The sequence below is a fragment of the Chryseobacterium sp. C-71 genome, assembly GCF_020911865.1.
In the GTDB taxonomy this organism is placed as follows: Bacteria; Bacteroidota; Bacteroidia; order Flavobacteriales; family Weeksellaceae; genus Chryseobacterium.
The window spans coordinates 3,284,421-3,311,206 of record NZ_CP087131.1; the positions used below are offsets into that span (position 1 = coordinate 3,284,421).

Here is a 26,786-nt window from a genome sequence, read left to right on the forward strand (position 1 = left end):
GAGAAAAGAAGAAAGATATAGACGTTACAGTCTTGATTCTTGGTTCTTTTATCTTTAAGTCTAATGAAGTCTCGTAGCTCAGCTGGTTAGAGCGCTACACTGATAATGTAGAGGTCGGCAGTTCGAGCCTGCCCGAGACTACTAATTTTGAGTACAGGAGTTTGAGAGTATAAGAGATAATGAGTTAACGCTCAAACCCTCCAACACAATCACTCGCCAACTCAACTAGAGGGGAATTAGCTCAGCTGGCTAGAGCGCCTGCCTTGCACGCAGGAGGTCAAGGGTTCGACTCCCTTATTCTCCACAATTACTGAAAAGTAATAAAGGTTACAGAGATGTAACAAGAACAGAAGTTATTTAAAAAAAGAAACAAAGGATTTTAGCCGATAGGGGCTAGAGCGTCCCGATTCATCGGGAAGGTCAAGGGTTCGACTCCCTTATTCTCCACAATTACTGAAAAGTAATGAAAAAGATTACAGCGATGTAACAAGAATAGAAGTTATTAAAAAAAGAAACAAAGGATTTTAGCCGATAGGGGCTAGAGCGTCCCGATGAATCGGGAAGGTCAAGGGTTCGACTCCCTTATTCTCCACAGTTTTGCGAGTTTGATTTAAAAGTAAGATGAATAGAGCCAAAACAAATATTCATTTATCAGACAAGCAGAAAGACATAAGATCATTGACATTAACGGTAAAAATATCACAAAGAGAAAACCGAGCGCAATTAAGCGTTTGAGTTTACAAAATAGTTTAACAGCGATGTTAGACAAAAAATACTGAACTAATTAATAATTAGGAAAGAAATCGTTAAGGGCGTATGGCGGATGCCTAGGCTTTCAGAGGCGAAGAAGGACGCGGTAAGCTGCGAAAAGCTGCGGGGATCGGCACACACGAATTGATCCGCAGATGTCCGAATGGGGCAACCCGGCATGTTGAAGACATGTCACCTCGTAAGAGGAGCAAACCAGGAGAACTGAAACATCTAAGTACCCTGAGGAAAAGAAATCGAAGAGATTCCGTAAGTAGTGGCGAGCGAACGCGGATTAGCCCAAAAGTCTTTATATATTTAATAGAATGTTCTGGAAAGAACAGCCATAGAGGGTGATAGCCCCGTACATGAAAGGTATATTTAGATGATAAATGAGTAGGGCGGGACACGTGAAATCCTGTCTGAATATGGGGGGACCATCCTCCAAGGCTAAATACTCCTGAAAGACCGATAGTGAACAAGTACTGTGAAGGAAAGGTGAAAAGCACTTCGAATAGAAGGGTGAAATAGAACCTGAAACCGTACGCCTACAAGCGGTCGGAGCCCACAAGTTGGGTGACGGCGTGCCTTTTGCATAATGAGCCTACGAGTTAATGTTACTAGCGAGGTTAAGTACTTCAGGTACGGAGCCGGAGCGAAAGCGAGTCTGAATAGGGCGCTTAGTTAGTAGTATTAGACGCGAAACCTTGTGATCTACCCATGGGCAGGTTGAAGCTTTGGTAACACAAAGTGGAGGACCGAACCGGTTGACGTTGAAAAGTCTTCGGATGACCTGTGGGTAGGGGTGAAAGGCCAATCAAACTGGGAGATAGCTCGTACTCCCCGAAATGCATTTAGGTGCAGCGTCGTGTATAAGTTTATTAGAGGTAGAGCTACTGATTGGATGCGGGGGAGTCAAATCCTACCAATTCCTGACAAACTCCGAATGCTAATAAATGTTCCACGGCAGTGAGGGCGCGGGTGCTAAGGTCCGTGTCCGAGAGGGAAAGAACCCAGACCAACAGCTAAGGTCCCCAAATCTCTATTAAGTTGAAGCAACGCGGTTGGACTGCATTGACAGCTAGGATGTTGGCTTGGAAGCAGCCATTCATTTAAAGAGTGCGTAACAGCTCACTAGTCGAGCGGTCCGGCATGGATAATAATCGGGCATAAATAGAGTACCGAAGCTATGGATTTACAACTTAGGGTTGTATCTGGTAGGGGAGCATTCTGTTTGCACAGAAGCTGAGTCGTGAGGCTTGGTGGAGCGTACAGAAAAGAAAATGTAGGCATAAGTAACGATAAAGCGGGCGAGAAACCCGCTCACCGAAAGACTAAGGTTTCCTCAGCCATGCTAATCAGCTGAGGGTTAGTCGGGACCTAACGCGAACCCGAAAGGGGTAGTGGATGGACAATGGGTTAATATTCCCATACTTGCTCACACTAAAAAGGGGACGGAGTGCCGTACTTACTGGAGACTGACGGAATAGTCAAGACCTAGCCTTCGGGCGAAGTTGCTGTAAGGAAAGTGCTTCCAAGAAAAGCCGAAGTGAAGCAACCCGTACCAAAACCGACACAGGTAGTCGAGGAGAGAATCCTAAGGTGCTAGAGTGAATCATGGTTAAGGAACTAGGCAAAATAGTCTCGTAACTTCGGAAGAAGAGACGCCAGCAGCAATGCTGGCCGCAGTGAAGAGGCCCAGGCGACTGTTTATCAAAAACACAGGACTCTGCTAAATCGAAAGATGCTGTATAGGGTCTGACACCTGCCCGGTGCTGGAAGGTTAAGGAAGGGCGTTAGCAGCAATGCGAAGCGTTTGACTGAAGCCCCAGTAAACGGCGGCCGTAACTATAACGGTCCTAAGGTAGCGAAATTCCTTGTCGGGTAAGTTCCGACCTGCACGAATGGTGTAACGATCTGGGCACTGTCTCAACCATGAGCTCTGTGAAATTGTAGTAACGGTGAAGATGCCGTTTACCCGCAATGGGACGAAAAGACCCTGTGAACCTTTACTATAACTTCGTATTGACTTTGAGTAAGTAATGTGTAGGATAGGTGGGAGACTTTGAAGCAGGCACGCTAGTGTTTGTGGAGTCAACGTTGAAATACCACCCTTTACTTACTTGGAGCCTAACTTGATTTATCAAGGACACTGCGTGGTGGGTAGTTTGACTGGGGTGGTCGCCTCCAAAAGAGTAACGGAGGCTTTCAAAGGTACCCTCAGCACGCTTGGTAACCGTGCGTAGAGTGTAATGGCATAAGGGTGCTTGACTGTGAGACCTACAAGTCGATCAGGTGCGAAAGCAGGACATAGTGATCCGGTGGTTCCGTATGGAAGGGCCATCGCTCATAGGATAAAAGGTACTCCGGGGATAACAGGCTAGTCTCCCCCAAGAGCTCACATCGACGGGGAGGTTCGGCACCTCGATGTCGGCTCGTCACATCCTGGGGCTGGAGAAGGTCCCAAGGGTTGGGCTGTTCGCCCATTAAAGTGGCACGCGAGCTGGGTTCAGAACGTCGTGAGACAGTTCGGTCTCTATCTATTGCGGGCGTTAGATGTTTGAGAGGGCTTGATTCTAGTACGAGAGGACCGAATTGAACAAACCTCTGGTGTATCAGTTGTACCGCCAGGTGCACCGCTGAGTAGCTACGTTTGGAAGAGATAAGCACTGAAAGCATATAAGTGCGAAACTCGCCTCAAGATGAGACATCTTTTAAGGGTCGTTGGAGATGACGACGTTGATAGGCTACAGGTGTAAAGTTGGTAACAGCATAGCCGAGTAGTACTAATTACCCGTAGATTTATTGCCTAATTGGCAAGCCTTAATTGCGCATTCAAGGTTCTCTCTTTGTGAACATTTTTATCGATAAAACAGTTGACAGTAAGGAGTTGACAGTTGATAGTATTATACCATCAGCAATCAACCAAAACTGACAACCATATACAGCCTTTAGGGTGGTTTTAGCGGTGGGGCTCACCTGTTCCCATTCCGAACACAGAAGTTAAGCCCACCAGCGCCGATGGTACTGCGAAAGCGGGAGAGTAGGTCGCCGCCAGTTTTTATTTAAAAGTCTCATACATTCAGTTGTATGAGACTTTTTTTTGCTCTCAACTCAACGTTTAAAAAGCAACGAAGCCGCCATCCATAAATCAAATTTAACCTCCAATATTCAAGGTTTGAGATCCGGTTTGGGGAAAGAAGTTGATGAAAGTTCAAGTTGAATATTTAATATGGAAATTGCGGAATTTGAAATTTAGAGTTAATCATGAAAAAGTTACTATTCAAAACTTACTTTGCAATATTCAAATTTGGTAATTAAAATCAAAAAATCCATGCTGTTGCTCTAGAGGACCAGTATCTGTGTATAAAAAAGCTGAAGTGGTCACGCGTATTCTAGATGAACGCTATCTATTCCACCATTTATATTTTTGTAACGACATTACAGGTCGCTCCGTAGGAGCGATATTTGTGTAGGAAAAGTTAATACGGGCAAAAGTGCATTCCGTCGGATCGATATCTGTTTATCATCTAAGAAGTGATTTGTCATCAGGGAATTGAAATAATGTACAGGTCGCTCCTAAGGAGCTTTCTCCATCCGTGAGCTGTATTCTTTTTCTATTAACAGTCTGCCGCTCTGCGGCTTTTCAAGCAGTTGTACTTATTGCAGAACTATTTGCTGTACGTATTTTGAATCGTTTAAGATGATTGCAAAATCTCGGTTATAATGAAATAGTAAGAAATCATTAAGTGGCTTTAAAATATATCCAGAAAATGTAATTTTGCCTAAAGCCTAAAGCCTAAAGCCTAAAGCCTAAAGCCTAAAGCCTAAAGCCTAAAGCCTAAAGCCTAAAGCCAGCGAAAATACAAAAAATGATTGTTTTGACAGATAATCAAAAGAATGCAGTCACCCCTAGCCCAGATCGCAACGGCATCCTTTTTTGTTGCAAGGACAAAGCACAGACACAAAAAAGATACAGTGAAGAGCTGGATGAAGCTTCTGGTAATCAATGGTTAAATAAATCCCAATAAATCATAATCATATCCTTATAAATGTATATAAACAATAGATTTCAAAAAAATATCTCATGCAAAATGCATGAGATATATGTGAATAATATTTATATGAACTAACTACTACAAAAATCGTGCTAAAAATTGTTTTTATCAAAAAAAAATTCCTAAATTCGTAGAATACGTTATGTTAAATCACAGTAGATATGCTAAAACAACATTTACAACTTAAATTAGGACAGAAACTTGCTCCTCAGCAAATTCAACTGATGAAGCTTATTCAGCTTCATACCTTAGAGTTTGAAGAAGAATTGGAAAGGGAATTAGAAGAAAATCCTGCATTAGAAGTGGTAAAGGAAGAGTCTAAAGAAGAGGAGTATTCTTCTTTGGATGAATCCTACGAAACTGAAGGTACAGAAAGCATTGAAACTGATTTTGATGTGAATGATTACATCTATGATGACGAACCTAATTACAAAACCGCATCAAGCAACTATTCTGCAGACGATGAAGATTTCGATAATGAAAGTCTTTTGACTGAAGGGCAGTCTTTATATGACTATTTAATGGAGCAAATCAACTTGATCAATATCAACCAAGATGATTTGAAAATTGCAGAATATATTATTGGGAATTTAGATACTGATGGTTATTTGAGACGTGAAGTAAAGTCTATTGTAGATGATTTGGCTTTTTCTCAAGGGATATATACGTCTGTTGATAAGGTTGAAGATATTTTAGAAAATTATATTCAAAAGTTAGATCCTTCTGGGGTTGGGGCGAGAGGTTTGCAAGAGTGTCTTTTGTTACAGATTGAGAAGAAAGTGAGTTCGGATAAAGCAATTTCTTTGGCTGCCAATATTTTGAGATTTCAGTTTGATGCTTTGACGAATAAGCATTACAATAAGATTATTCAGAAGTATGATATTGAAGAGGAAGATTTGAAGGATGCTTTGGAAGAAATTTCAAAACTTTCACCGAAAGTTGGTGGAAATTTTGATACACAAACGATTACTATCAATCAGGAAATTATTCCGGATTTTGTAATATCTGTGAAAGAAGGAGTAGTAATTCCGATGTTGAATAGTAAAAATGCACCGACATTAAGGGTTTCCGAAGAGTATAAAGATATTTTAACGACTTACTCTCATGATAAAAAATCATCTGAACATAAACAAGCTGCATTATTCATTAAACAAAAGCTAGACGCTGCAAAATGGTACATTGATGCAATTAACCAGCGTCAGAATACCTTGCTGCAAACGATTAATGCGATTGTGAAATTTCAGCATAATTATTTTATTACTGGTGATGAAAAATCTCTGAGACCAATGATTCTTAAAGATATTGCTGATATTACAGGTTTTGATATTTCCACGATTTCAAGAGTTGTAAAAAGTAAATATGCAGATACGCCAAACGGAATTCTTTACTTAAAAGATTTGTTTTCTGACAGCTTAACAAATGATGATGGTGAGGAAGTTTCTACGAAAGAGATCAAAATGCATTTACAGGAAGTCATTAGCAAAGAAAATAAAAGAAAACCACTTACGGATGATGCTTTGGTTGTGATACTGAAAGAACAAGGTTATAATATTGCACGACGAACGATTGCAAAGTATCGAGAACAGTTAAACATTCCGGTCGCAAGATTGAGGAAAGAATTATAAAACAAAAAAGCATTTCAGAATTTGAAATGCTTTTTTTAATGTTGATATTTTTTAGAAATATTTAATCTTCCTGAGAATCTATTTCTTTTAATTGATTCAGATTTTTATCAAGCCTTTTGATAAGAATTCCATAAACAAGTCTGTAATATACCCAAATTAGCAGAACACAAAGAACTGTACTGATAATAAAACTTACTGTAAAAGCAATCATTGAAGAGTCTGCAAGAGCGGTATTTTGATTATGAATAGCATACATCCCGAAAATTGTGAGAGCAGAGGTAAATATTACAACAATTAAAATATTAATTAAAATAAATGCATTAACCGTTTTTTTGAATCTGATGATTCGGGAAATGAATTCTTTTAAATCTTCTTCAATTTTTATTTTACGGTAATTCTCATAAAATTTTACAACAAAATAACCAGTGACAAATAATGTCAGGACTTTTATAATTAAATAAATGTTATCAAAAATATCTTGTAGTTGCTCGTTTTTTTCAACACCTAATTTTTGTAAAGATGCAAGAAAAGTATTTGATTCTTTGTTTTGTATAATATAAAATAATCCGAAAGCAGTAAATAATAAAAACTCGATGATGCTAATCCATAATATATATTTCACGTAATTGCGTGATTTTTTATTCAACATCTGAAGAATTTCATCGTTATCATATTTTGGCTGAACAGGTTGTTCCTGCCAGGTTTTTTTAAAGCTATCTAAATCAAATTCAGGCATTTTTTTCCATTTTTTCTTTAAGGACTTTCTTTAATCTATTCATCTTCACACGTGCATTCACTTCGGTAATCCCAAGGTTTTCTGCAATGTCTTTATACGGAAGATCATCCAAATACATCATCACAATTGCTCTTTCTACGTTTGGAAGGGTTTTAATCACAGTGTACAATAACGATATTTGCTGTTGCTTATCGTCATCATCTTCAATAAAATCTCGATGATTGATATCCAATTCGTTGGTTGGTAGGCTTTTGCTTTTTTTTCTGAAAAGTGTAATCGCGGTATTAAGAGCCACACGATACATCCATGTAGATATTTTTGAGTTTCCTTTAAATGAATCGTAGCTTCTCCACAATTGCAGTACAATTTCCTGGAAAAGATCTTCTTCATCTTCGAGAGAATTGGTATATAGCCGCGACACTTTTATAATCAAACCTTGATTATCTTTTATAAGCTGTGCAAATTCTTTCTCTTTAGAAATCAAAACGATGTATAATTGCCACGAAGATATGATATAATTTGAAAATTTAAAAATTTAATAATTTGAAAATGAATGAATAAAAGCCTTTTTGTAAACAATATGACGAATTATCATGCTGTTAGAAATTTTCAAATTATCTCATTACCAAATTTTCAAATTAACACGTATCTTTGCACCCACGAGAAAGTCGGCTTGTTGATTCTTATTTCGGTAAGGGTAGGAAAGTCCGGACACCATAGAGCAGCAAAGCGGATAACATCCGTCATCCGTGAGGATAGGACAAGTGCAACAGAAAGCAGGTACAGTTCGGCTGTAGTGAAACCAGGTAAACTCTTTGCGGTGCAATGATAAGTATATCGGTTCTTTTCAGCAATGAAAATAGGGGCGGCTCGTCCTGAAAGCCGAGGGGTAATCAGCTCAAGTTTTGCAGCAATGTAAGACGCAGATAAATAACAGGCACTTTTTTAAAGTACAAAATCCGGCTTATAGATTTTCTCGTGGTTTTTAAATTAAATTGCCACGAATACACTAATGTTTTTAGAGATTTTCTTTAAAATTAATTCGTGGATTCGTGGCAATTTTTATATTATTTGAGCTTTTTACTCGCTTTCCAATTATTTTTTTGCTTCATCCAAACTCAATTTGTCCTCCTCAGATAATTTATGATATTGTAGAATCATTTTCTCCAAAGTATTTGTTTCAAATTGATTTTTTCAAATATTTAGATAAGACGTTTTTAAGATTTAATTAAAACCAAATGAGATTTTTGTAAGATTTTCGTATTTCTGATTTGTTCCAGATTTGTAATAAAATAAACAAAGATGAAAAAAGAAATTATTTTAAAAGAAGGTTTTAAATCTAACGCAGCGGGATGCTCGACATTCTTAGTTGCTTTTGTCATTTTATTTATAATGCTTGTTATCGATGGTATATATATGAGTTATGAAAATGAGGCCAATTTAACTTTTCTTACTATTTTTCTGCCTTTAATTGGAGCTGTTTTTACGTATTCAGTAGTAGCTTTTCATGAAGGTGGTTGCGAACCCGAAGAATTATTAAGCATTACAGAAAATGGTTTGTATTATCATCTTAAAAATGTTCAAATTCAGTGGGATCAGATCTCGGAAATCCAGATTATTGATAATGTAATTTCTGTAACTGTGGATTCAGATCCGGAAAAAGATTTCAAACTTAAATTAAATATTACAGATTTTTATACGCTACGAATGACAGTCGATGAACTTGTGAAAATCATTAATTGTTATTATAAAAAAGATATTTATACCTACACTTCATCGCCATCTTGCGGATGCTGTTAATTCAGTTATTTGCTATGAAAACTGTTTTAAAAACAATATAATAATCTTTATTAGCTTACATTATGAAACCGGAATTAAACCCTGTACTGTTAACTTCAAACGAATTAAATTATTCCGAAAATCCCTTGTGGAAAAGAATTGCCGAATATCAAATCGATCAGCCCAATGCGGCACTTCCGTTTTCCAGAAAACTGGGGCAGACGGAAGGTTGGACGAGGAGATTCTGTCTTTTAGCCATTGAAGAATATAAACGATTTATTTATTTGTGCTGCGTATCTAAAAATGGAGCTTCACCTTCAATGATGGTAGATAAAGTTTGGCACATGCATTTACTTTACACTACCGAATATTGGAAAGAATTTTGTCCTAATATTTTAGAAAGAGAGCTCCATCATTTCCCTAGTTTAGGCGGAGTTACTGCCTTCAACAAACATCAAGATTGGTATTTAGAAACCTTAAAGTTATACATTATAGTATTTAAACAAAATCCGCCAAAAGCTTTTTGGAAAATTCCCAAACAAATTATTCCATTTTTACAGCCAGACTCAATTGCTGATGAAAATTATATAAGGCAGTTGAGTTGGAAGAAGACTTTTAAAAATTGGTATTCAAAAGCCTTCAATTATTTTCGTGACAAATCTCGCTTGAGATGATGGTTTTTGACTTTATTCGCTTTCCAACTGCTTTTTAGCATCATCCAAACCTGCTCGATCTTCTTTTGAAAGTGTAGGATATTTCAAATCCATTTTTTCTAAAGTATCAATAATGATTTGTATTGCAGATAATCTTGCAAACCATTTATTGTCAGCCGGAATCACATACCAAGGTGCTTCATCTTTAGAAGTCTCATTGATTGCGGTTTCGTAGCAATTCATGTATTCATCAAACAAAGCTCTTTCGGGTAGATCTGCTGCAGAGAATTTCCAATTTTTTTCCTGTTCGTTGATTCTGTCTAATAATCTTTTCTTTTGTTCGTCTTTAGAAACATGAAGGAAAATTTTAATAATAGTAGTTCCGTTTTGAGCCAAATGTTTTTCGAAATTTCTAATGCTTTCGTAACGATTATCCCAAAATTCTTTATCAAAATCTTTTACAGAAGTCCAGGTTTTCTCGCTTAAATTATACTCGGGATGTACTTTACAAACCAAAACACTTTCATAGTGTGAGCGGTTGAAAATTCCTATCATTCCTTTTTGGGGTACTGCTAAATAATGTCTCCACAAAAAGTCATGAGCATATTCTTTTGAGCTCGGTGTTTTAAAACTCATCACATTACAGCCTTGAGGATTTACACCGCCAAAAACGTGTTCTATGAGACTGTCTTTGCCTGCCGCATCCATTGCTTGAAGCACAACCAAAAGAGATTTACTTCCATCTGCATATAGTTTTTCCTGCAACTCACGAAGTTTTTCTTTTTCTTGAATTAAGATCTGAACACCTTCCTCTTTAGTAAGTTTCCCTTTATATTCTGTATCAGTTTTTTTTATTGAAAATTTGTCCTTTATGATGAAGTCGTCTGAAAAATTATTTGTCATATTGTAATAATTTAAGTGAAAGTTTTAAAATTTAAATATTGAAGATATCATTTAAGAATTTAACCTTATATAAATATAACAAAAAAAACCGCCTCATGTGAGACGGTTTAATATTATTTTAAAATATTATTAGTTTCTTGCAGCTACTTTCTTAGCAGTTTTAGCAGCTTTCTTTTCAGCTTTTGCAGCCGCCTTTTGTTCAGCAGGTGTCAAAACTTTAGGTTCAGGAGCGTTTGCGTTTACATCACCTTTGATGTAGATGATACTTCTGCTGTTTACAGGGTCATTAGAAAATACTTCAATCATTTTGTTGAAAGGACCTGCGTTAGCTGTAGCATATCCTACTTTAATTTTAGCAGATTTACCTGGTAAAATTGGGTCTTGGCTAAATTCAGGAGTTGTACACCCGCAAGCAGGTTTTACGTTTGAAATAATCAAAGGCTTATCACCTGTGTTAGTTACAGTAAAAAATCTTGTACCGTCAGAATTTGGTTTAATTGCACCATATTCGTAAGTAGTTTTGTCGAATGTAATTGTTTGTGCAGATGCTAAAGCAATAGTTCCGAATAATGCAATTCCTGCAAGTAATGTTTTCATAAGTAGATATTTATTAAATTTTTAAGGTCTTATGTTATCGCCTATTTTTACTAGTGCTTGTTTCACAAGTCGGCCTTGGCGATTTCATATTCCTGAATGTTAATATGTTTGTTAGATAAATTTTGAGAAACAAAGTTAAAAATTATTTTAATTAATGCTTACATTTTTTTACTTTAAACTATTTTTGCAGATTATAAGATAAAGAAACCAGAATTTATGCAGATTTCAGAAAAGTATAATCCACAGGAAACAGAACAGAAATGGTACAACTACTGGCTGGAAAACAAATATTTCCACTCAGAACCCAACGAGAAGCCGCCGTATACGGTCGTAATTCCGCCGCCAAACGTCACAGGAATTCTTCACATGGGGCATATGTTGAATAACACCATTCAGGATGTTTTGGTACGTCGTGCAAGAATGCAGGGCTTCAATGCCTGCTGGGTTCCGGGAACAGACCACGCTTCAATTGCTACTGAAGCGAAAGTTGTTGCTAAACTGAAGTCTGAGGGAATCAATAAATCTGATATCACCCGTGAAGAATTTTTGAAACACGCATGGGACTGGACTGATAAATACGGAGGAACAATTTTAGAGCAATTAAAAAAACTAGGTTGCTCTTGTGATTGGGACAGAACCCGCTTTACTCTGGAAGATAAAATGTCTCAGCAGGTCATTAAGAGTTTTGTTGATTTATACAACAAAGGTCTTATCTACAGAGGATACAGAATGGTGAACTGGGATCCGGAGGCAAAAACCAATATTTCTGACGAAGAAGTAATCTTTAAAGAGCAAAACGGGAAATTATATTTCCTTAAATATAAAATCGAAGGTACAGAAGAGTTCCTATCAGTTGCTACAACGCGTCCTGAAACTATTTTCGGAGATACTGCCGTTTGTATCAATCCTAATGATGAGAGATATGCTCATTTAAAAGGCAAAAATGTAATTGTACCGATTGTCAACAGAATCGTTCCTATCATTGAAGACGAATATGTTGATATCGAATTTGGAACAGGTGCTTTAAAAATTACGCCTGCTCATGATATTAATGACTACGAAATCGGACAAAAGCACAATCTTCCAATGATTGATGTTTTGGATGATGATGGAAACTTAAATGAACAGGGACTTCATTATGCCGGAAAAAACAGATTTGATGTAAGAAAGCAAATAGCAAAAGAATTAGAAGAAAATGATCTTTTACTAAAAGCAGAAGATTACGTCAATAAAGTAGGAACTTCTGAAAGAACAGGTGCAGTTATTGAACCTAAAGTTTCTGTTCAGTGGTTTTTAAAAATGTCTGATATCGCAAAACCTGCATTAGATGTTGTGATGGATGATGAAGTGAAATTCTATCCTGAAAAATTTAAAAATACCTACAAACACTGGATGGACAACATCCGTGATTGGAATATATCTCGTCAGCTTTGGTGGGGACAGCAGATTCCTGCATTCTACTATGGTGATGGCGAAAATGATTTTGTAGTTGCAGAAGATAAATACCAAGCTTTAGTAGTTTTAGAAGAGCAAAAAGGAATTATAGCTCAACTTGAAGATTTAAGACAAGACGAAGATGCCCTTGATACTTGGTTCTCATCATGGTTGTGGCCAATGTCGGTTTTTGACGGCTTACTTGATCCTGATAATAAAGACATCAATTATTACTATCCAACTTCAGATCTGGTTACAGGTCCGGATATTATTTTCTTCTGGGTTGCCAGAATGATTATGGCCGGATTAGAATTTAAAGGTGAAGTTCCTTTCAAAAATGTTTATTTCACAGGGATTGTAAGAGATAAGCAGAGAAGAAAAATGTCTAAGCAATTAGGTAATTCACCCGATCCTTTAGATTTGATTTCTCAATATGGTGCTGATGGAGTACGTGTTGGAAGTTTATTGAGTTCGGCTGCCGGAAATGATTTGTTATTTGACGAAGATTTGATGGTACAAGGAAGAAATTTCATGACAAAAATCTGGAATGCGTTCCGTTTGACCCAAAACTGGATTAAAGAAGATAAACCATTGATTGCTTCAGATATTCAGGCGATTGAATGGTTTGAAAATCAGTTAAACAAATCGATTGCTGAAATCAATGACCAATTTGACAAATTCAGAATTTCTGATGCCTTGCATTTGATTCAAAAATTGGTGAAAGACGATTTCTGTGGTTGGTATCTTGAAGCCATTAAACCAAATTATGGAGAAGGAATTTCGAAAGAAGTGTACGATCAGACGATTGTTTTCTTCGAAGAACTGATGAAACTTCTACATCCTTTTATGCCATTCTTATCAGAAGAATTGTGGCAGTTGATTTCAGAAAGAAAACCTGAAGAAGCTTTGGTAATCGCTCAGCAGAAAAAAGCAGAAGGATTTAATGAAGAGATTATAAAAAACTTTGAAACTGCTGAAGAGATCATTTCAGGAATAAGAAATTACCGTCAGACAAAGGGAATTTCACCACGAGAAGCCGTTGAAGTTTATACGAACGCGACAAATTTTGAAAACGAAGCTGTAGTTAAAAAATTAGCAAGTATTTCAGAAATTCATTTTAATGAAAAAACGGATAAGCCAAGCTTCACTTTCTTGGTTGGATCGACTGAAGTTTCAATTCCTTTAAGTGAAAAATTAGATTTAGAAGAAGAAAAAAAGAAGACAGAAGAAGAAGTGAAATATCTGAAAGGATTTTTAATTTCTGTTGACAAAAAACTTTCTAATGAAAAATTCGTTGCCAACGCAAAACCGGAAGTGGTAGAAGTTGAGCGAAAGAAACAAAAAGATGCGCAGGATAAGATTGCAATTCTTGAAGAAAAATTGAAGACACTTTAATATTTTATATTTCAGAAGGTGTGTAGATATGCTTTTAAGACATATAAATTCCATTATGTTTGTTTTAGATGTAGAAAAACATTTAAACAAACTCCTGTGGATGATATTTTGTTAAGAATAAAGAAAGATAAAGTATATCATGAACTCAACGGAAAGTCTATCAGAAAAGTTGGACAAGTATTTACAAAAAAAGAAAAGATCAGTTTAAAAGAATTAAGTGATGAAATTGAAAATAGAACTGTAAAATGCCCTGAATGTTCGAATGTAATGGCTAATTTGGGACATGACTTTAAAGCTCCTAAAATATCTGCCAAAAAAGAATGGGAAATTATAGAAGGACTTTATAGAATTGGTAAAACTTTTTTCAGTTGCGGATGTGACGGGATTGGATATATTCCACAAAATGAAAAAGATTACAAAGATTATTTGGAAAGAGTTTTCACAGATTATAAAAATTCTATTAAGTTTTATCAAAATGTTACTCTTGAAGAATATCCTGATAAAATAGAAAGGATAAATTATTGGAGCGAAAAAAAGCTGAAAATAGAAACTGAATTAAAAACATTAAAATAAGGTTTTAGATTTAATCTAAAACCCTAGCCTGATAATAAATGACACACCTAGAAAACATACAAAAATTATTCTCAAAAAACTTCGTAGAAAGTCCGTTGCTTGAAAGTTTTGATGTGGGAAAAATATACCTTCCAACCGGAAAACTGGTTGCGTGCGACCCTTTGATTACCAATGATATGCAGGCTTTCATTAATGTTTTTCCTAAAGGTGATTTTTCCGTTTTACTTCATAAAGAAAGAGAAAGCAATTGTGTTGCTTATGCAGAAATTGTTTTTACTGATGCAGAAATTACATCATGGAAATTAGCCACAACCGAAAGTCAAAATATCAAAGATTTAGCAGAAGGTGAAGTTTTTGGTTATCCCGTAGAAAGCGGAATGGGCTGCTTTATGGATGTAGAGACGCAGAAAAGTCTTAATGATTTAGAACAAAAATTATATCATAGAAAAGGAGATGATTTTATGGGAATTTACGAAGAGTTTTTCCATGAGCATTTTTTTGACGAAAAAGGAGCAATCGATCAGTATGCTTTTCTAAAACCGTCTGACGAACTTCCAGGAACAATTTTTGGTTTTGAAACCGGCTACGGCGAAGGCTTTTACGCAAGTTATGTCGGTTATGATAAAGCAAATGCACCAGTGAAAATTGTAACTGAATTTATTGAAATTTTGGTAAATTAAAAAGCTCTTCAGCTCGATTCGAATAAATTAATTCATACAATTAAAGTTAAATTTGATTTAATTTAATCAAGATTTAAAATTTTTATTTTTTGTAACAGTAAGTTGTTTAAATTTACTGTAAGCTAAAATTACAAAATATGAATTTTTCTTCAACACAACCCAAAATCATTGTGGTTGGAAGTTGCTCACTAGATTTGGTTCTATATACCGAAAAAATACCATCATCCAATGAAACGGTGATGGCAAGTCATTGCGATAATTATTTTGGCGGAAAAGGCGCAAATCAGGCAGTTGGAACTGCGAGATTGGGTGCTAGTGTTTATTTCATCGGTTGTGTAGGCCTTGACCCGCTGGGACAGCAAATCATGAGAAATCTTGTCAGTGAAAACGTGAATGTTGGTTTTGTAACAGAAACAGACAAAGATTCTACAGGCACAGCTTACGTTACAAGCTCTGATGGAGATGCTGCGATTGTAGTCGTTCCGGCAGCAAATAAATATCTGACGACTCAGAATGTTGAAGAAGCCGATAAATATATCAACGGCTCAGACATGGTTCTTTTGCAATTGGAAATTCCGATGGATGTTGTAGAATTTACCATTAAGAAAGCAAAAAACTACGGTAAGTTAGTGGGTTTATATGCCTCTCCCGGAAGACCTTTAAGCAATGAAGTGATAGAAAATGTTGATTTTATTATAGCTAAAAGCAACGAGTTGGAAATCATTTTCGGTGAAGATCAAAAAGAGAAAGTCCTCAAAAAATATTTTAATAAAGTTTTTATTCGTGACGAAACCAATTCAACCATATATTTTGATGGTACAGAAATGAAATATTTCAGGAACGAAGACGAAAATATGGTCTACAAAATGGGAATGGGCGATGCATTTACATCGGGTTTTTCCATCGCACTATGTCATGGAAATTCAATTGAAGAATGTGTAAAATTCGGGAATGAGGTTTCATCAAAAGTTTCATTGGGGAGAGGTGCCCAGACAGCACTTCCAAAGCTTTCAGAAATATTGAAGTAAATTATTTAGCGCATATCGAAATTTCGAAAATCAATTAAATTTCAGCATAAAAATATCCACTTTTGACAGTGGATATTTTATTGTAATCCTATGGAAAAACTGCTTCTCCAAACTGATGATGGAATTCAACTTGCCGCCCATCTTTTTAAACCTGAAAAAAGCAATCATCAACTTTTATTGATTAATTCGGCGACCGGTGTGAAACAGCAGATTTATTTCTCATTTGCACAGTTTTTTGCTTCAAAAGGTTTTACCGTTATCACTTACGATTATAGAGGAATTGGTCTTTCAAAGCCTCAAAAGATGAGAAACTTTAATGCATCTATGAGAATTTGGGGAAGTAAAGATTACAAAACACTGACACAATTTATCCTTAATAATTTTACACATTATAAGAAATTTTGTCTGGGACATTCGGTTGGTGCTTTGATTCTCGGGATGAACAAAGACTCTGAAATATTTGACGAATTTTTCTTTGTCGGGACTCAAAATGCATTCGTCGGAAACCTAAAATGGCGGACGAAAATTGAAGCTGTTTTAGGATTCGGAATTGTTCAGCCTGTATTCACTGAACTATTCGGTTATTTTCCAGCGCATTGGTTTGGGTTAGGAGAAAGTCTGCCAAAAAATTGCGCTTATGACTGGAGAATCTTAATTTTGAACAGGAAATCCACCAATAAATTATTGCTTAGAACGAATGATTTTTCGAAAGATTTAAATCAAAAAGTTTTCGTCATTCAGGCTGAAGATGACGCTTGGTTAACTGAAAAAGGGGTGAAATCATTATTAAATGATACATATCCGAATTTAAAACCCTCTTACAGACTAATTAAAACTTCAGAATCTAAAAAAGGTGAAATAGGACACATCAATTTTTTTAGAAGCTATAATAAAAACCTTTGGGAAATTATTTTAAACGAAATTCAACGATAAAACGTAGCAAAAATTCCCCTCCTCTGGAGGGGTGGCGAAAATTCAAAGAATTTTTGACGGGATGGTTAAATAAGCAAGGTTAAATCAAAAAATAAAAATGAACAACATCATACAAAACACAGTAAAATTCGTTAAAGAAAAACTAGAGGGTGCAGAAGCAGGGCACGATTGGTTTCATATCGAAAGAGTCTGGAAACTTTCCCAAAAAATCGCACAAACTGAAAACTGCAATTTTGAAGTTGTTGAACTTTCTGCTTTATTACACGATATTGCAGATCCGAAATTTCATAACGGTGACGAAACTTTAGCCTTAAAAATCTCAAGAGAGTTTCTTGAAAGCCAAAATGTAGAGGAGGAGATTATTCAGCAGGTTTTGTTTATCATTCAGAATATTTCTTTTAAAAATAGAGGAGAAGTTCAAAAAGATTTACCCATTGAACTTAAAATTGTACAAGATGCGGACCGTATTGATGCCATCGGAGCTATTGGTGTTGCGAGAACATTCAATTTCGGAGGTTTTAAAAATAACCTGATGTATCATCCTGATATTGAGCCAAAATTGAATATGTCAAAAGATGAATACAAAAAATCAGACGGTACGACCATTAATCATTTTTATGAAAAACTGTTGCTGTTAAAAGATTTGATGAATACTGAAGAAGGTAAAAAAATAGCCGAAGAAAGGCATCAATTTATGCTGAGTTTTCTCGACCAGTTTTATAAAGAGTGGAATGTTGATTAAGATTCCCTCAAAACATCTCTAATGATTATCTTTGCAGCATGGGATTCATTATTTCAATCATCTTTTTTTCACTCATCCTTTCACTTTTCTTGTATAAAGTGAAGTCTGGAGAGTTTGCCAAATGGGCGAAAATCTTTCGGATTTTTACTTTGGTTTTTTCCATTTCGCTGTTTACGTATTGGTTTATCAAAAAAAGTTCGATTGGGATTGTGAGCAATTCTGTTTCTCTGCAGGTTATCAATAAACTTCCACAGCCGCTGGATTTTTATGTAATTACTGTAAATAATTTAGATAAAAGCGGAACTTTTGAGACAAAACACATCGGAAAAGTTCGCCCTGAATATTACAGAATTGAGTATCTTAAACTAACCAAATCTGATCAATATTGGATTGTCGGTTATCTTGGAAAGAAAAATATGGTTTACTTTTCGCAGCACGCTGTTCCCAATAAAAATATGGATCAGATTGTTGAAGTCCAGAACTACATTATTCAAAGTGAAAAGCTTTCCGAACAGGCAAAAAAGCACGTAGAAAATTATAATTTCGAAAATATGCAGTTAGGAATTTGGGTAACGCTCTGCTTTCTCCTGATTTTTCTAAATGTTGCTTTGATCGTTAGAACTAAGTCAAAGCAAATAAAATAAAGTTTATAGTTACTCGAAAGGAACAATATCTGTCTGTGTAGCATGATTAATCCACAAAATTAAAGCACTCCGTAGGAGTGCTATCTTTATTAAAGTCAAAGTATTCTAGAATTCAGATTAAAATAAACTTGGCATCTTTTCCTGTCCCATTTTTGGTACAATAATCTCAGTTTTCCATTCTTTATTCATGTTTTCAATAAAATAAGAAGAAAGCAAAGGTGAAGCTTTTTCAAGATTTTGGTGTACAAAAAAATATAAATTCTGCAAACCTTCTTTTTTCCATTTTGTTAAATGTTTCAACCAATCATCTAATCTTTCGTAATCGCTTTCAGCGTTGGCACCAACATACCTGATAAACGCATTCGGAGTGGTAAGACGCATGTGAAGCATATCTCTTCTTCCGGCAGTATCTACAATAATGTTTGTGATGTTATTATCTTCAAAAAGCTGGCAGGTTTTATCGAAAATCTCTTCATCAGTAAACCATTCGGTATTTCGGAGTTCGATGGCTAAAGGAACTTCTTTAGGCCATTTATTCACAAATTGCTCAAGTCTTTCGTAATCTTTAGGTTTAAAATTATCGTGAAGCTGTAAGAAAACCATTCCTAATTTTTCATCGAAATTTAAAACTGCCGTTGCAAACTGCGTCACGACATCATCAATATTTAAAAGTCTTCTGAAATGCGAAACCGTATTGGTGATTTTTGGGAAAAACTTAAAATCTGCCGGTGTTTTTTCTTTCCATGTCAAAACCTGTTCTGAAGTCGGCATTCCGTAGAATGTTGCATTCAGTTCGATTGAATTGAACTGTGTTGCATAATAAGTCAGCTCATCTTTTGTTCCTTTTGGATAGAAACCTTTCAAGTCAGTTTTATTCCATTTTGCACAGCCAATGGAAATGTTTTCAAGCCCTTTTTTATTTTGCTTCAAAATTTCTTTGGTTCTCGAATGATCTTTTGGTAACGTAAAATCTATCTTTGATGGGTCTTCTACTTGTCCGAATTTCATTGGGCTTAGGTTTTAGGAATTAGTGGAAAGTTTTAGTATTTAACAAATATAAAATAAAAACTGCAGATATTTCTACAGTTTATTTTAATATTAGCAGTTCATTTCTTATGAATGATCAGCTAATCTCCATCCTCCAACTCAAAAATATTCTCCACTTTTTTGTCAAAATATTTCGCAATCTTTAAAGCTAAAACTGTTGATGGAACATATTTTCCAGCTTCCATGGCATTGATGGTCTGTCTTGAGACGCCAATTTTTTTTGCCAAATCTTCTTGTGTGATATTCTTTACTGCTCTTTCTATCTTGATTGTGTTTTTCATTTTTTTAATAATAAATAATTAAACCTGAAAACATACAGAACCAAAGGTAAAAACATAATCAGAATCATTGCTGTGAAAAAAAGGCTTCCAAAAATGGTTAAAAATAAAATAAGAATAATAGAATAGGTAGCAATTAAACTCCAAAATACGGACTTTAGTCTTAAGCTTGAAATGTATTCATCTTCTATTTTTTCTTTTGAACAACCTACTAAAATCCCGCCTATTATAATGAGCATTCCAAACAGATTTGGGAAAATTGCGATTTCTGCGTTTTTAAATAATCCGTTTTCTTCACTACTCAATGGAAATCCTGAATTGTAAAATACAGGTACAGAAACTTCAGGTAAAGTAAGAATATCAGTCAATGATAATATTCCTAAAATTAATGATGGAATGAAAATAAGCCAGCCTATTTTTTTGAAACGGTTTGGAAAAAGTTTTAATGTATTCATGTTGTTATTTTTAATTGTCCAAATGTAAAAAATATTTTACAATATGTAAAGTTTATTTTACATTGTTTTTTTTTAAAAATATCCCACTATGGATGTTGTTTTGTGTCGTTAAAAAATATTACTATTTAAACAGCTTTGCAGACGTTTTTATGAAATTTTTATTCGAATGAAAATGTATGATAAAATATAAATGAGAAACATTATTATGAAATCTTACTCCACTTATTTTTTCCTTTATAATACTGAAGATAGTAGTTCTTAATAATCTGATGCTCAGTTCTTGTCAATAAAGGATCGGCTTCCAGAATTTTTTCAACCATATTTTTAGTGTTTTTAATGATGGCAGAGTCATTTACCAAATCCAATTTTTTGAAATCGACAACCCCGCTCTGCTGAGTTCCCAAAATATCACCGGGACCACGCAACTGCATATCAACCTCAGAAATTTTAAAACCATCATTGGTTTCGGTCATCGTTTTAATTCTGGTACGGCTTTCGGTCGATAGTTTATCCGAAGTCATTAGGATACAATAGCTCTGTTCGGCACCTCTTCCTACACGACCACGCAACTGATGAAGCTGTGACAAACCAAATCTCTCGGCACTTTCTATGACCATCACAGAAGCATTCGGAACATTGACCCCGACTTCAATAACTGTCGTAGCAACCATAATCTGAGATTTTCCTGATGCAAAATAATTCATGGCTTCGTCTTTTTCGTCAGGTTTCATTTTCCCGTGAAGCATGGTGACGTTGTAATTTGAAAAATTTTCCATTACATGTTCTAAACCTTCCATTAGATTTTTATAATCCAACGTTTCAGATTCTTCGATTAGCGGATAAACGAAATAGATTTGTCTGCCTTTGCGAATTTCTTCATGACAGAAATTGTAAACGTAAGCTCGGTCTTTTTCTCTACGATGAGCGGTGATAATCGGTTTTCTCCCAACAGGCATTTCGTCTATCACAGAAACATCCAGATCAGAATAAAAACTCATCGCCAAAGTCCTTGGGATTGGCGTTGCAGTCATTACAAGAATATGAGGCGGGATTTTATTTTTTGCCCAAAGTTTTGCTCTTTGTGCCACACCAAATCGGTGTTGTTCGTCGATGATGGCAAGACCAAGATTTTTAAATTTAACCTTATCTTCCAAAACGGCGTGAGTTCCTATCAAAATTGAAAGTTCACCATTTTCCAATTCTTCGTGAATAATTTTCCGGGCAGAAGCTTTTACAGAACCTGTAAGAATATTAACTTTGATTTCTGTGTCTTTCAGTAAATCTTTGATGCCGTTATAATGTTGCTGAGCAAGAATTTCTGTCGGAGCCATTAGACAGCTTTGAAAACCATTGTCAAGAGCAATCAGCATCGTCAGTAAAGCGACCATAGTTTTACCGGAACCTACATCACCTTGTAAAAGTCGATTCATCTGGATGGGCTTTTTCATATCCAACCTGATTTCCTTTAAAACTCTTTTTTGTGCATTGGTGAGTTCAAAAGGAAGATGATTTTCATAAAAGTCAGTGAAATAATCACCAACAATTGGGAACGGATTTCCTTGTGATTTTGTTTTGTGGTGAGCTTTTTTTAAACCAAAACCCAATTGAAAAAAGAAAGATTCTTCAAATTTTAATCTAAAATTAGCCTTGTCACAATATTCTAAATTTTCCGGAAAGTGAATGTTCAGATAAGTTTGCTGTCTCGATAAGAATTTCATCGATTTGATAAGATAGTCCGGTAGATTTTCCTGAATTAGGTTTGGAATTTCTTTGCAGATATTTCTTAAAATCACCTGAAAAAATTTCTGATTCAAACCTCTTTTCGTTAATTTCTCTGAACTTGAATAAATGGGTCTTAATCTGTTGTCTTTTTCTTTGTTCTCATCCAGTTCAATTTCAGGATGTGGCATCGAGAATTGATTGTTGAAAGCATTAATTTTTCCGAATATAAAAACCTCACGATTTACCGGAAGTTGTTCTTTCAGCCATTTTGAATACTGAAACCACACCAAATCCATACTTCCAGTACTGTCATTGAATTTTGCGGTCAGTCTTTTTATTTTACCGTTGTGAATTTCTTGTACATTAGAGATTTTTCCTTTTAGCTGAATTTCGATATTGCTTTCCTGAAGACTTCCTATTTTGTACAGCTTATTTTTGTCTATGTAACGGATAGGATAGAAGTGCAGAAGGTCTTCCACAGTAGACATTCCCAACACATTTTTGATGAGTTTGGCTCGTTCAGGACCGATTCCTTTTACAAATTCTATAGAGGTTTCTAAAGTCAAGGTTTATGAAAGGCACGAATTTCGGGAAAATTTAGAAATAAAAAAAGCTTTCAGTTTTGAAAGCTTAGACTTTGTTTTTTTAACACTGTAGATTTGCAAGAAGCCAGAAGCCAAAAGCAAATCGCAATTTCTAATCCTTTATATTCGATTTAAACTTTTTCTGATAATCTTCCCACTCTTCACGGGTTTTTATTTTTTTATATAAGTCGTTTGAAATTAATGAAAGATAAGGTTCTAATTCTTTTGCTGAAAGTTCTCCTTGCAAAATGGTAATCGGTGCTCCGTTTTCATCTAAAAATACGGTGCTCGGAACTGCTCCTACATTCATAAACTGTGTAAATTCATGTAGTGAGTTTCTTCCTTTTTTGTGTGCTTTATTCTCATTAGAAAAACTTCTTCCAAATATTTCTAAGGTTCTTTTATCTTCTGCATCAAATTTTACAGGATAATAATTTTGATTTAAAAAGTCTGAGATCACAGCGTGTCCGTACGTTTTTTTGTCCATGATTTTGCATGGCCCGCACCAGTCTGCATAGAAGTCAATCAGGATTTTTTTTGGCTGAATTTTTTGAGCAGCTAATGCTTCTTCAATGGTCATCCATTTTACCTGTGCAAAATTTAAACTGATAAAAAAAAGGAAAAGTATGGTTGATATTTTTTTCATGATTTGATGTTTTGTACAAGTTACAGAGATTCTATTTTACTTCCTGCATGAGCTTTTTGACTAATGGTGATATCAAAATCAGTACCACTCCGGCAATTACTGCATACAGAGCCAATTGTTTATAACCTTCTGTGTACGTAATCAATGCATCGTAGTTGGTGGAACCCTCTTTAGCTGTTGCTAGTCCTGCCCCAATAATTCCTGCAACGTATTGTCCGTAAGCTGAAGCAAGAAACCACATTCCCATCATCATTCCCTGAAGGTTTTTGGTGGAAAGTTTGGTCATAATTGATAATCCGATAGGAGAGAGACAAAGTTCTCCTAAAGTAATGACCAATAAAGCTATTGTGAAGAAATTCAATGAGGTGATTCCCTGCAAATCTGCGAAAAATCTTGTGGCAAAAAGTACATAATAACCCAATCCGAGGAAAATAAATCCTAAACCGAACTTAATGATGGTATTGGGTTCTATTTTTCTTTTGCTCATCCAAATCCATAATAATCCAAGAAGTGGTGCTAAGAAAATAATAAAAAATGCTCCTCCGGAATTATTAACGCCATTCGGGTCTAGTCCTAAAAGGTCTTTATTTAAATTCTTTGCAGCGAAAATACTTAGTGAACCTCCACTTTGCTCATAAATTCCCCAAAATAAGATTGAAAATAAAATGAAAACTAAAGCTGCCCAAAGTTTTTTACGCTCGGCTGGTGTTACTTTAGACATTTCATAAAATAAATAAATTAGCGTCAATGGGCCGACAGTCCACATGAAATAATCTGTATATTCCGGAACGGAAACCATCGTCATTATAATCGGAATAAATATTAATGATAAGATATACACTCCATACTCTTTGTATTTAGGCATAGGTGTAGATTTGACTTCGTTGTCAGGATGACCTGGCTGAAGCCCGATTGTTCCTAAACTTCTTTGAGTAAATACGAAATTAATTAAACTGATGACCATTACAATTGCAGCCAAACCAAAAGCAACATTCCATCTCATACTTTCTGAAATAATACTTCCAAATAGTTCGCCCTTACCGATTGCGATGCATAAATAACCACCAAGTAATGCCCCAAGATTAATTCCCGCATAAAAAAGTGAGAATCCTGCATCTGCTCTAGAATCATTGGGCTTGTAAAGCTGACCCACCATAGAAGAAATATTTGGCTTAAAAAAACCTGTTCCTACAACTGTAAAAGCGATTCCTAAAAAGAAAAATTGATGCGGATCTGTGGCTAAAATTAAACTTCCAATAATCATTAAAAGCCCACCCCAAAAAAGTGATTTTCTGAAACCTAAAATTTTATCGGCAAAAAGTCCGCCTACAAAGGTAAAAGCATAAACGAAAGCCTGAGTTGCTCCATACTGTAGGTTTGCTTCTTTTTCATGAAAGTTCAATTGTGAAATCATAAAGAAGACAAGCATTCCGCGCATTCCGTAGAAGCAGAAACGTTCCCACATTTCTGAGAAAAAGAGTGACCAGATTTGTTTTGGATATTTTCCTTTGAAGTTTTGGATTTCGTCTAAAGTTAGATTCATTGATAAATTATGGTGTTTGAAGTAATGATTAATTTGATAAGTAATCTGTTAAAATTAAGTATCATTTTTAGAATTTACTAATGTAAAAAAAAACCTCTGAAAAAATCAGAGGTTTGAATATTATTTTTAAAATGATTTTTAGCTTACGCCATTCATCATCTTCTTTAATTTTGGTGATAAAATGGCAAGAATTACAGCTGCAATTCCACACAAGACCACAAAGACCATAAAGAATTCAAATAAATTATGAATTTCTACTCCTGCAAATGTAGTGTTTGCAATAGGTAATTGTTCTTTTTCAAATAATGCAACCTGCTCTGGAGTAAGGGTTACTTTTTTATCTAAAACGTCCTGAAGGTTTACCCCTAACTTTTCAGCTTTCACAAATTTATCTCCTGTTGCAGGAATAATTGCCCCTAATGAGCCTGCTAAAGCATAACCAGCTGCATTTGAGATGAAGAAAACTCCATATAACAAAGAAGCAAATCTTTTAGGAGCTAATTTACCAACTAACGATAATCCGATAGGAGATAAACAAAGCTCACCCATTGTTTGGATTAAGTATAATAACATTAACCATTTAATTGCTAAAAGACCTGTATTTCCTAGATCTTTTACATTGTAAGCAATGATAAAATAACTTAAAGCAATTAAAGCAAGACCCATTGCTTGTTTCATTGGAGAAACTGGTTCTTTTCCTTTGGCTCTTAATTTATCCCAAAGTAAACTGAAAGGTAAAGCTAAAGCTACAACAAATAAACCGTTGAAAATCTGAACCATTGATGGTGGCATATTCCAACCAAAAATATCTCTGTCAGTTTGGTTATCTGCAATAAATGTTAATGATGAACCTGCTTGCTCAAAAGCTGCCCAGAAGAAAATAATAAAGAATGAAACGATATAAATTACCCAAATTCTCTGTCTTTCTACTTTGTTTTCAGCAGAACTCATAATTAAAAATGCTAATGAAATTCCCGCTGCGTAAATAAATGGATAAATGATACCTTTAATCAATTGCCCCATTCCTACAGAGCTGAATCCGAATTCTCCAACTAAGATATATCTAAATACAAAGAAAAGCGCAACGAATAATACTGCTGCAATTCCCATGTTTTTACCAGAAAATACTGCTGTCTGAGTTTCTCCTTCTTCAAAATCATCAGTTGTATTATTCTTTGGTAATCCACCGATTGGTCTTCCTTCAGGTGTTACAACATATTTATTTTTAAGAATAAAGAATGTTACCGTACCTATAAGCATTGCGATTGAAGCCGCTAAGAATCCCCATTTGAATGCGAAAATATCTCTAACTCCTTCAGAATCTTTAACATCTCCTAAATATGGACAAATAAACTGGCCTAAGAATGCACCAATATTAATTCCCATGTAGAAAATAGTAAAAGCAGAATCTAATTTAGATTTTTCCTGTTTTGGATAAAGGCTTCCTACCATTGAAGAAATATTCGGTTTAAAGAAACCATTTCCGAAAATGATAATGAATAAAGCTAACCACATCAGTGTTTTTGCACTTACGAGATCAGACGAAAACGTTGAAGCACTAAAGAATAATAGCAACTGCCCAAGAGCCATTAAACTACCGCCTACCAAAATTGCATTTCTGTTTCCAATGTATTTATCTGCTATGAAACCTCCTAAAAGGGGAGTTAAATAACATAAAGCCAAGAAACCACCGTAAATAATTGCTGCATCTGCTTCTTTAATTAGGAGAGAGTTTACCATAAATAAAGTAAGCAATGCTCTCATTCCGTAAAAGTTGAAACGCTCCCACATCTCTGTTCCGAATAGAACCCATAAACCTTTAGGGTGTTTAGTCTTCGACTGAACTGCTGTATCCATATATTAATTGTTAATTTTTTGTTAAGACCCACAAATATAGTTTTTTTTGGGTTTTTGACAAGGTTTTAATTTTATTTTAAACAAAAAAGCTGCAGAAGAATCTACAGCTTTCGTTATATTGAATGAC

General features: G+C 35.3%; 22 protein-coding genes, 3 tRNA genes, 2 rRNA genes and 1 other RNA gene. 17 read left to right on the forward strand and 11 right to left on the reverse strand.

The window, feature by feature from the left end; genetic code table 11:
* The first annotated feature begins 67 nt into the window (after positions 1 to 67).
* The 7 genes from LNP04_RS15135 to rpoN all read left to right on the forward strand — a co-directional run bounded on the left by LNP04_RS15135 (position 68) and on the right by rpoN (position 6,430).
* Positions 68 to 141, forward strand: a tRNA-Ile gene (locus LNP04_RS15135).
* Between the two features lie 89 nt (positions 142 to 230).
* Positions 231 to 304, forward strand: a tRNA-Ala gene (locus LNP04_RS15140).
* 70 nt (positions 305 to 374) lie between these two features.
* Positions 375 to 447 (forward strand) — tRNA-OTHER (locus tag LNP04_RS15145).
* 349 nt (positions 448 to 796) lie between these two features.
* Positions 797 to 3,557 (forward strand): 23S ribosomal RNA (locus tag LNP04_RS15150).
* A 142-nt stretch (positions 3,558 to 3,699) separates the two neighbouring features.
* Positions 3,700 to 3,807, forward strand: a 5S ribosomal RNA gene (rrf, locus tag LNP04_RS15155).
* A gap of 812 nt (positions 3,808 to 4,619) precedes the next feature.
* Positions 4,620 to 4,778 carry a hypothetical protein gene (locus LNP04_RS15160; RefSeq protein ID WP_229983746.1) on the forward strand — a complete coding sequence of 53 codons (159 nt, stop codon included), beginning with the start codon at positions 4,620 to 4,622 and terminating at the stop codon, positions 4,776 to 4,778.
* A gap of 188 nt (positions 4,779 to 4,966) precedes the next feature.
* Positions 4,967 to 6,430, forward strand: coding sequence for an RNA polymerase factor sigma-54 (gene rpoN / locus LNP04_RS15165; RefSeq protein ID WP_229983747.1), 1,464 nt, complete (start codon positions 4,967 to 4,969; stop codon positions 6,428 to 6,430).
* Positions 6,431 to 6,491: 61 nt separating this feature from the next.
* Here the strand turns inward: rpoN and LNP04_RS15170 are convergent, their stop codons facing one another.
* Entirely contained in the window at positions 6,492 to 7,166 is a 675-nt protein-coding gene (locus LNP04_RS15170) for a beta-carotene 15,15'-monooxygenase (RefSeq protein WP_229983748.1), read from the reverse strand.
* Positions 7,159 to 7,650: an RNA polymerase sigma factor gene (locus LNP04_RS15175; protein WP_047442405.1), complete on the reverse strand. Its 492-nt coding sequence runs from the start codon at positions 7,648 to 7,650 to the stop codon at positions 7,159 to 7,161. The genes LNP04_RS15170 and LNP04_RS15175 overlap by 8 nt, the downstream gene beginning before the upstream one ends.
* A 176-nt stretch (positions 7,651 to 7,826) precedes the next feature.
* Here LNP04_RS15175 and rnpB point away from each other — a divergent pair.
* The 3 genes from rnpB to LNP04_RS15190 all read left to right on the forward strand — a co-directional run bounded on the left by rnpB (position 7,827) and on the right by LNP04_RS15190 (position 9,619).
* Positions 7,827 to 8,149, forward strand: an RNA gene (rnpB, locus tag LNP04_RS15180) — RNase P RNA component class A.
* Between the two features lie 319 nt (positions 8,150 to 8,468).
* Positions 8,469 to 8,966 (forward strand): hypothetical protein, encoded by a 498-nt coding sequence (locus LNP04_RS15185; protein ID WP_229983749.1) that lies wholly within the window; start codon positions 8,469 to 8,471, stop codon positions 8,964 to 8,966.
* A gap of 62 nt (positions 8,967 to 9,028) precedes the next feature.
* Entirely contained in the window at positions 9,029 to 9,619 is a 591-nt protein-coding gene (locus LNP04_RS15190; protein ID WP_229983750.1) for a hypothetical protein, read from the forward strand.
* Between the two features lie 12 nt (positions 9,620 to 9,631).
* Here LNP04_RS15190 and LNP04_RS15195 read toward each other — a convergent pair whose 3' ends face one another.
* Both LNP04_RS15195 and LNP04_RS15200 read right to left on the reverse strand, forming a co-directional pair.
* Positions 9,632 to 10,501, reverse strand: coding sequence for a polyphosphate kinase 2 family protein (locus tag LNP04_RS15195; protein WP_229983751.1), 870 nt, complete (start codon positions 10,499 to 10,501; stop codon positions 9,632 to 9,634).
* A gap of 129 nt (positions 10,502 to 10,630) precedes the next feature.
* Positions 10,631 to 11,098, reverse strand: a complete 468-nt coding sequence (locus LNP04_RS15200; RefSeq protein WP_229983752.1) for a DUF1573 domain-containing protein — start codon at positions 11,096 to 11,098, stop codon at positions 10,631 to 10,633.
* Positions 11,099 to 11,314: 216 nt separating this feature from the next.
* On the opposite strand from LNP04_RS15200, the gene LNP04_RS15205 reads away from it, so the two are divergent.
* The 7 genes from LNP04_RS15205 (at position 11,315) to LNP04_RS15235 (ending at position 18,527) form a co-directional block, all read left to right on the forward strand.
* A complete protein-coding gene (locus LNP04_RS15205) occupies positions 11,315 to 13,927 on the forward strand; it encodes a valine--tRNA ligase (protein WP_229983753.1) in 2,613 nt (870 codons plus the stop codon).
* A 96-nt stretch (positions 13,928 to 14,023) separates the two neighbouring features.
* Positions 14,024 to 14,500: a hypothetical protein gene (locus LNP04_RS15210; protein ID WP_229983754.1), complete on the forward strand. Its 477-nt coding sequence runs from the start codon at positions 14,024 to 14,026 to the stop codon at positions 14,498 to 14,500.
* Between the two features lie 38 nt (positions 14,501 to 14,538).
* Positions 14,539 to 15,180 (forward strand): DUF4241 domain-containing protein, encoded by a 642-nt coding sequence (locus LNP04_RS15215; RefSeq protein ID WP_229983755.1) that lies wholly within the window; start codon positions 14,539 to 14,541, stop codon positions 15,178 to 15,180.
* Positions 15,181 to 15,317: 137 nt separating this feature from the next.
* Positions 15,318 to 16,208, forward strand: coding sequence for a ribokinase (locus tag LNP04_RS15220; protein WP_229983756.1), 891 nt, complete (start codon positions 15,318 to 15,320; stop codon positions 16,206 to 16,208).
* A 90-nt stretch (positions 16,209 to 16,298) separates the two neighbouring features.
* Positions 16,299 to 17,141: a serine aminopeptidase domain-containing protein gene (locus LNP04_RS15225; RefSeq protein ID WP_229983757.1), complete on the forward strand. Its 843-nt coding sequence runs from the start codon at positions 16,299 to 16,301 to the stop codon at positions 17,139 to 17,141.
* A 97-nt stretch (positions 17,142 to 17,238) separates the two neighbouring features.
* Entirely contained in the window at positions 17,239 to 17,883 is a 645-nt protein-coding gene (locus tag LNP04_RS15230) for an HD domain-containing protein (protein WP_229983758.1), read from the forward strand.
* Positions 17,884 to 17,921: 38 nt separating this feature from the next.
* A complete protein-coding gene (locus LNP04_RS15235) occupies positions 17,922 to 18,527 on the forward strand; it encodes a hypothetical protein (RefSeq protein ID WP_229983759.1) in 606 nt (201 codons plus the stop codon).
* Between the two features lie 117 nt (positions 18,528 to 18,644).
* Here the strand turns inward: LNP04_RS15235 and LNP04_RS15240 are convergent, their stop codons facing one another.
* The 7 genes from LNP04_RS15240 to LNP04_RS15270 all read right to left on the reverse strand — a co-directional run bounded on the left by LNP04_RS15240 (position 18,645) and on the right by LNP04_RS15270 (position 26,659).
* On the reverse strand, positions 18,645 to 19,535 hold the full coding sequence (locus tag LNP04_RS15240; protein ID WP_229983760.1) for a DUF72 domain-containing protein: 891 nt from the start codon (positions 19,533 to 19,535) through the stop codon (positions 18,645 to 18,647).
* 119 nt (positions 19,536 to 19,654) lie between these two features.
* A complete protein-coding gene (locus LNP04_RS15245) occupies positions 19,655 to 19,855 on the reverse strand; it encodes a helix-turn-helix transcriptional regulator (RefSeq protein WP_229983761.1) in 201 nt (66 codons plus the stop codon).
* A complete protein-coding gene (locus tag LNP04_RS15250) occupies positions 19,852 to 20,307 on the reverse strand; it encodes a hypothetical protein (RefSeq protein WP_229983762.1) in 456 nt (151 codons plus the stop codon). Before LNP04_RS15250 ends, LNP04_RS15245 begins: the two co-directional genes overlap by 4 nt.
* A gap of 203 nt (positions 20,308 to 20,510) precedes the next feature.
* Complete coding sequence (gene recG, locus LNP04_RS15255) at positions 20,511 to 22,595, reverse strand: ATP-dependent DNA helicase RecG (RefSeq protein ID WP_229983763.1); 2,085 nt, start codon at positions 22,593 to 22,595, stop codon at positions 20,511 to 20,513.
* 130 nt (positions 22,596 to 22,725) lie between these two features.
* The gene (locus tag LNP04_RS15260; RefSeq protein WP_229983764.1) at positions 22,726 to 23,259 is read right to left on the reverse strand and encodes a thioredoxin fold domain-containing protein; all 534 of its coding nucleotides are present in this window, start codon (positions 23,257 to 23,259) and stop codon (positions 22,726 to 22,728) included.
* Positions 23,260 to 23,290: 31 nt separating this feature from the next.
* A complete protein-coding gene (locus LNP04_RS15265) occupies positions 23,291 to 24,802 on the reverse strand; it encodes a peptide MFS transporter (RefSeq protein WP_229983765.1) in 1,512 nt (503 codons plus the stop codon).
* Between the two features lie 138 nt (positions 24,803 to 24,940).
* Positions 24,941 to 26,659, reverse strand: a complete 1,719-nt coding sequence (locus LNP04_RS15270; RefSeq protein WP_229983766.1) for a peptide MFS transporter — start codon at positions 26,657 to 26,659, stop codon at positions 24,941 to 24,943.
* Between the last annotated feature and the right edge of the window lie 127 nt (positions 26,660 to 26,786).

Coding starts and splice junctions, on each gene's coding strand:
- LNP04_RS15160 (WP_229983746.1), top strand. CDS start 4,620: ATGATTGTTTTGACAGATAATCAAAAGAATGCAGTCACCCCTAGCCCA.
- rpoN (WP_229983747.1), top strand. CDS start 4,967: ATGCTAAAACAACATTTACAACTTAAATTAGGACAGAAACTTGCTCCT.
- LNP04_RS15170 (WP_229983748.1), bottom strand. CDS start 7,166: ATGCCTGAATTTGATTTAGATAGCTTTAAAAAAACCTGGCAGGAACAA.
- LNP04_RS15185 (WP_229983749.1), top strand. CDS start 8,469: ATGAAAAAAGAAATTATTTTAAAAGAAGGTTTTAAATCTAACGCAGCG.
- LNP04_RS15190 (WP_229983750.1), top strand. CDS start 9,029: ATGAAACCGGAATTAAACCCTGTACTGTTAACTTCAAACGAATTAAAT.
- LNP04_RS15195 (WP_229983751.1), bottom strand. CDS start 10,501: ATGACAAATAATTTTTCAGACGACTTCATCATAAAGGACAAATTTTCA.
- LNP04_RS15200 (WP_229983752.1), bottom strand. CDS start 11,098: ATGAAAACATTACTTGCAGGAATTGCATTATTCGGAACTATTGCTTTA.
- LNP04_RS15205 (WP_229983753.1), top strand. CDS start 11,315: ATGCAGATTTCAGAAAAGTATAATCCACAGGAAACAGAACAGAAATGG.
- LNP04_RS15215 (WP_229983755.1), top strand. CDS start 14,539: ATGACACACCTAGAAAACATACAAAAATTATTCTCAAAAAACTTCGTA.
- LNP04_RS15220 (WP_229983756.1), top strand. CDS start 15,318: ATGAATTTTTCTTCAACACAACCCAAAATCATTGTGGTTGGAAGTTGC.
- LNP04_RS15225 (WP_229983757.1), top strand. CDS start 16,299: ATGGAAAAACTGCTTCTCCAAACTGATGATGGAATTCAACTTGCCGCC.
- LNP04_RS15230 (WP_229983758.1), top strand. CDS start 17,239: ATGAACAACATCATACAAAACACAGTAAAATTCGTTAAAGAAAAACTA.
- LNP04_RS15235 (WP_229983759.1), top strand. CDS start 17,922: ATGGGATTCATTATTTCAATCATCTTTTTTTCACTCATCCTTTCACTT.
- LNP04_RS15240 (WP_229983760.1), bottom strand. CDS start 19,535: ATGAAATTCGGACAAGTAGAAGACCCATCAAAGATAGATTTTACGTTA.
- LNP04_RS15245 (WP_229983761.1), bottom strand. CDS start 19,855: ATGAAAAACACAATCAAGATAGAAAGAGCAGTAAAGAATATCACACAA.
- LNP04_RS15250 (WP_229983762.1), bottom strand. CDS start 20,307: ATGAATACATTAAAACTTTTTCCAAACCGTTTCAAAAAAATAGGCTGG.
- LNP04_RS15260 (WP_229983764.1), bottom strand. CDS start 23,259: ATGAAAAAAATATCAACCATACTTTTCCTTTTTTTTATCAGTTTAAAT.
- LNP04_RS15265 (WP_229983765.1), bottom strand. CDS start 24,802: ATGAATCTAACTTTAGACGAAATCCAAAACTTCAAAGGAAAATATCCA.
- LNP04_RS15270 (WP_229983766.1), bottom strand. CDS start 26,659: ATGGATACAGCAGTTCAGTCGAAGACTAAACACCCTAAAGGTTTATGG.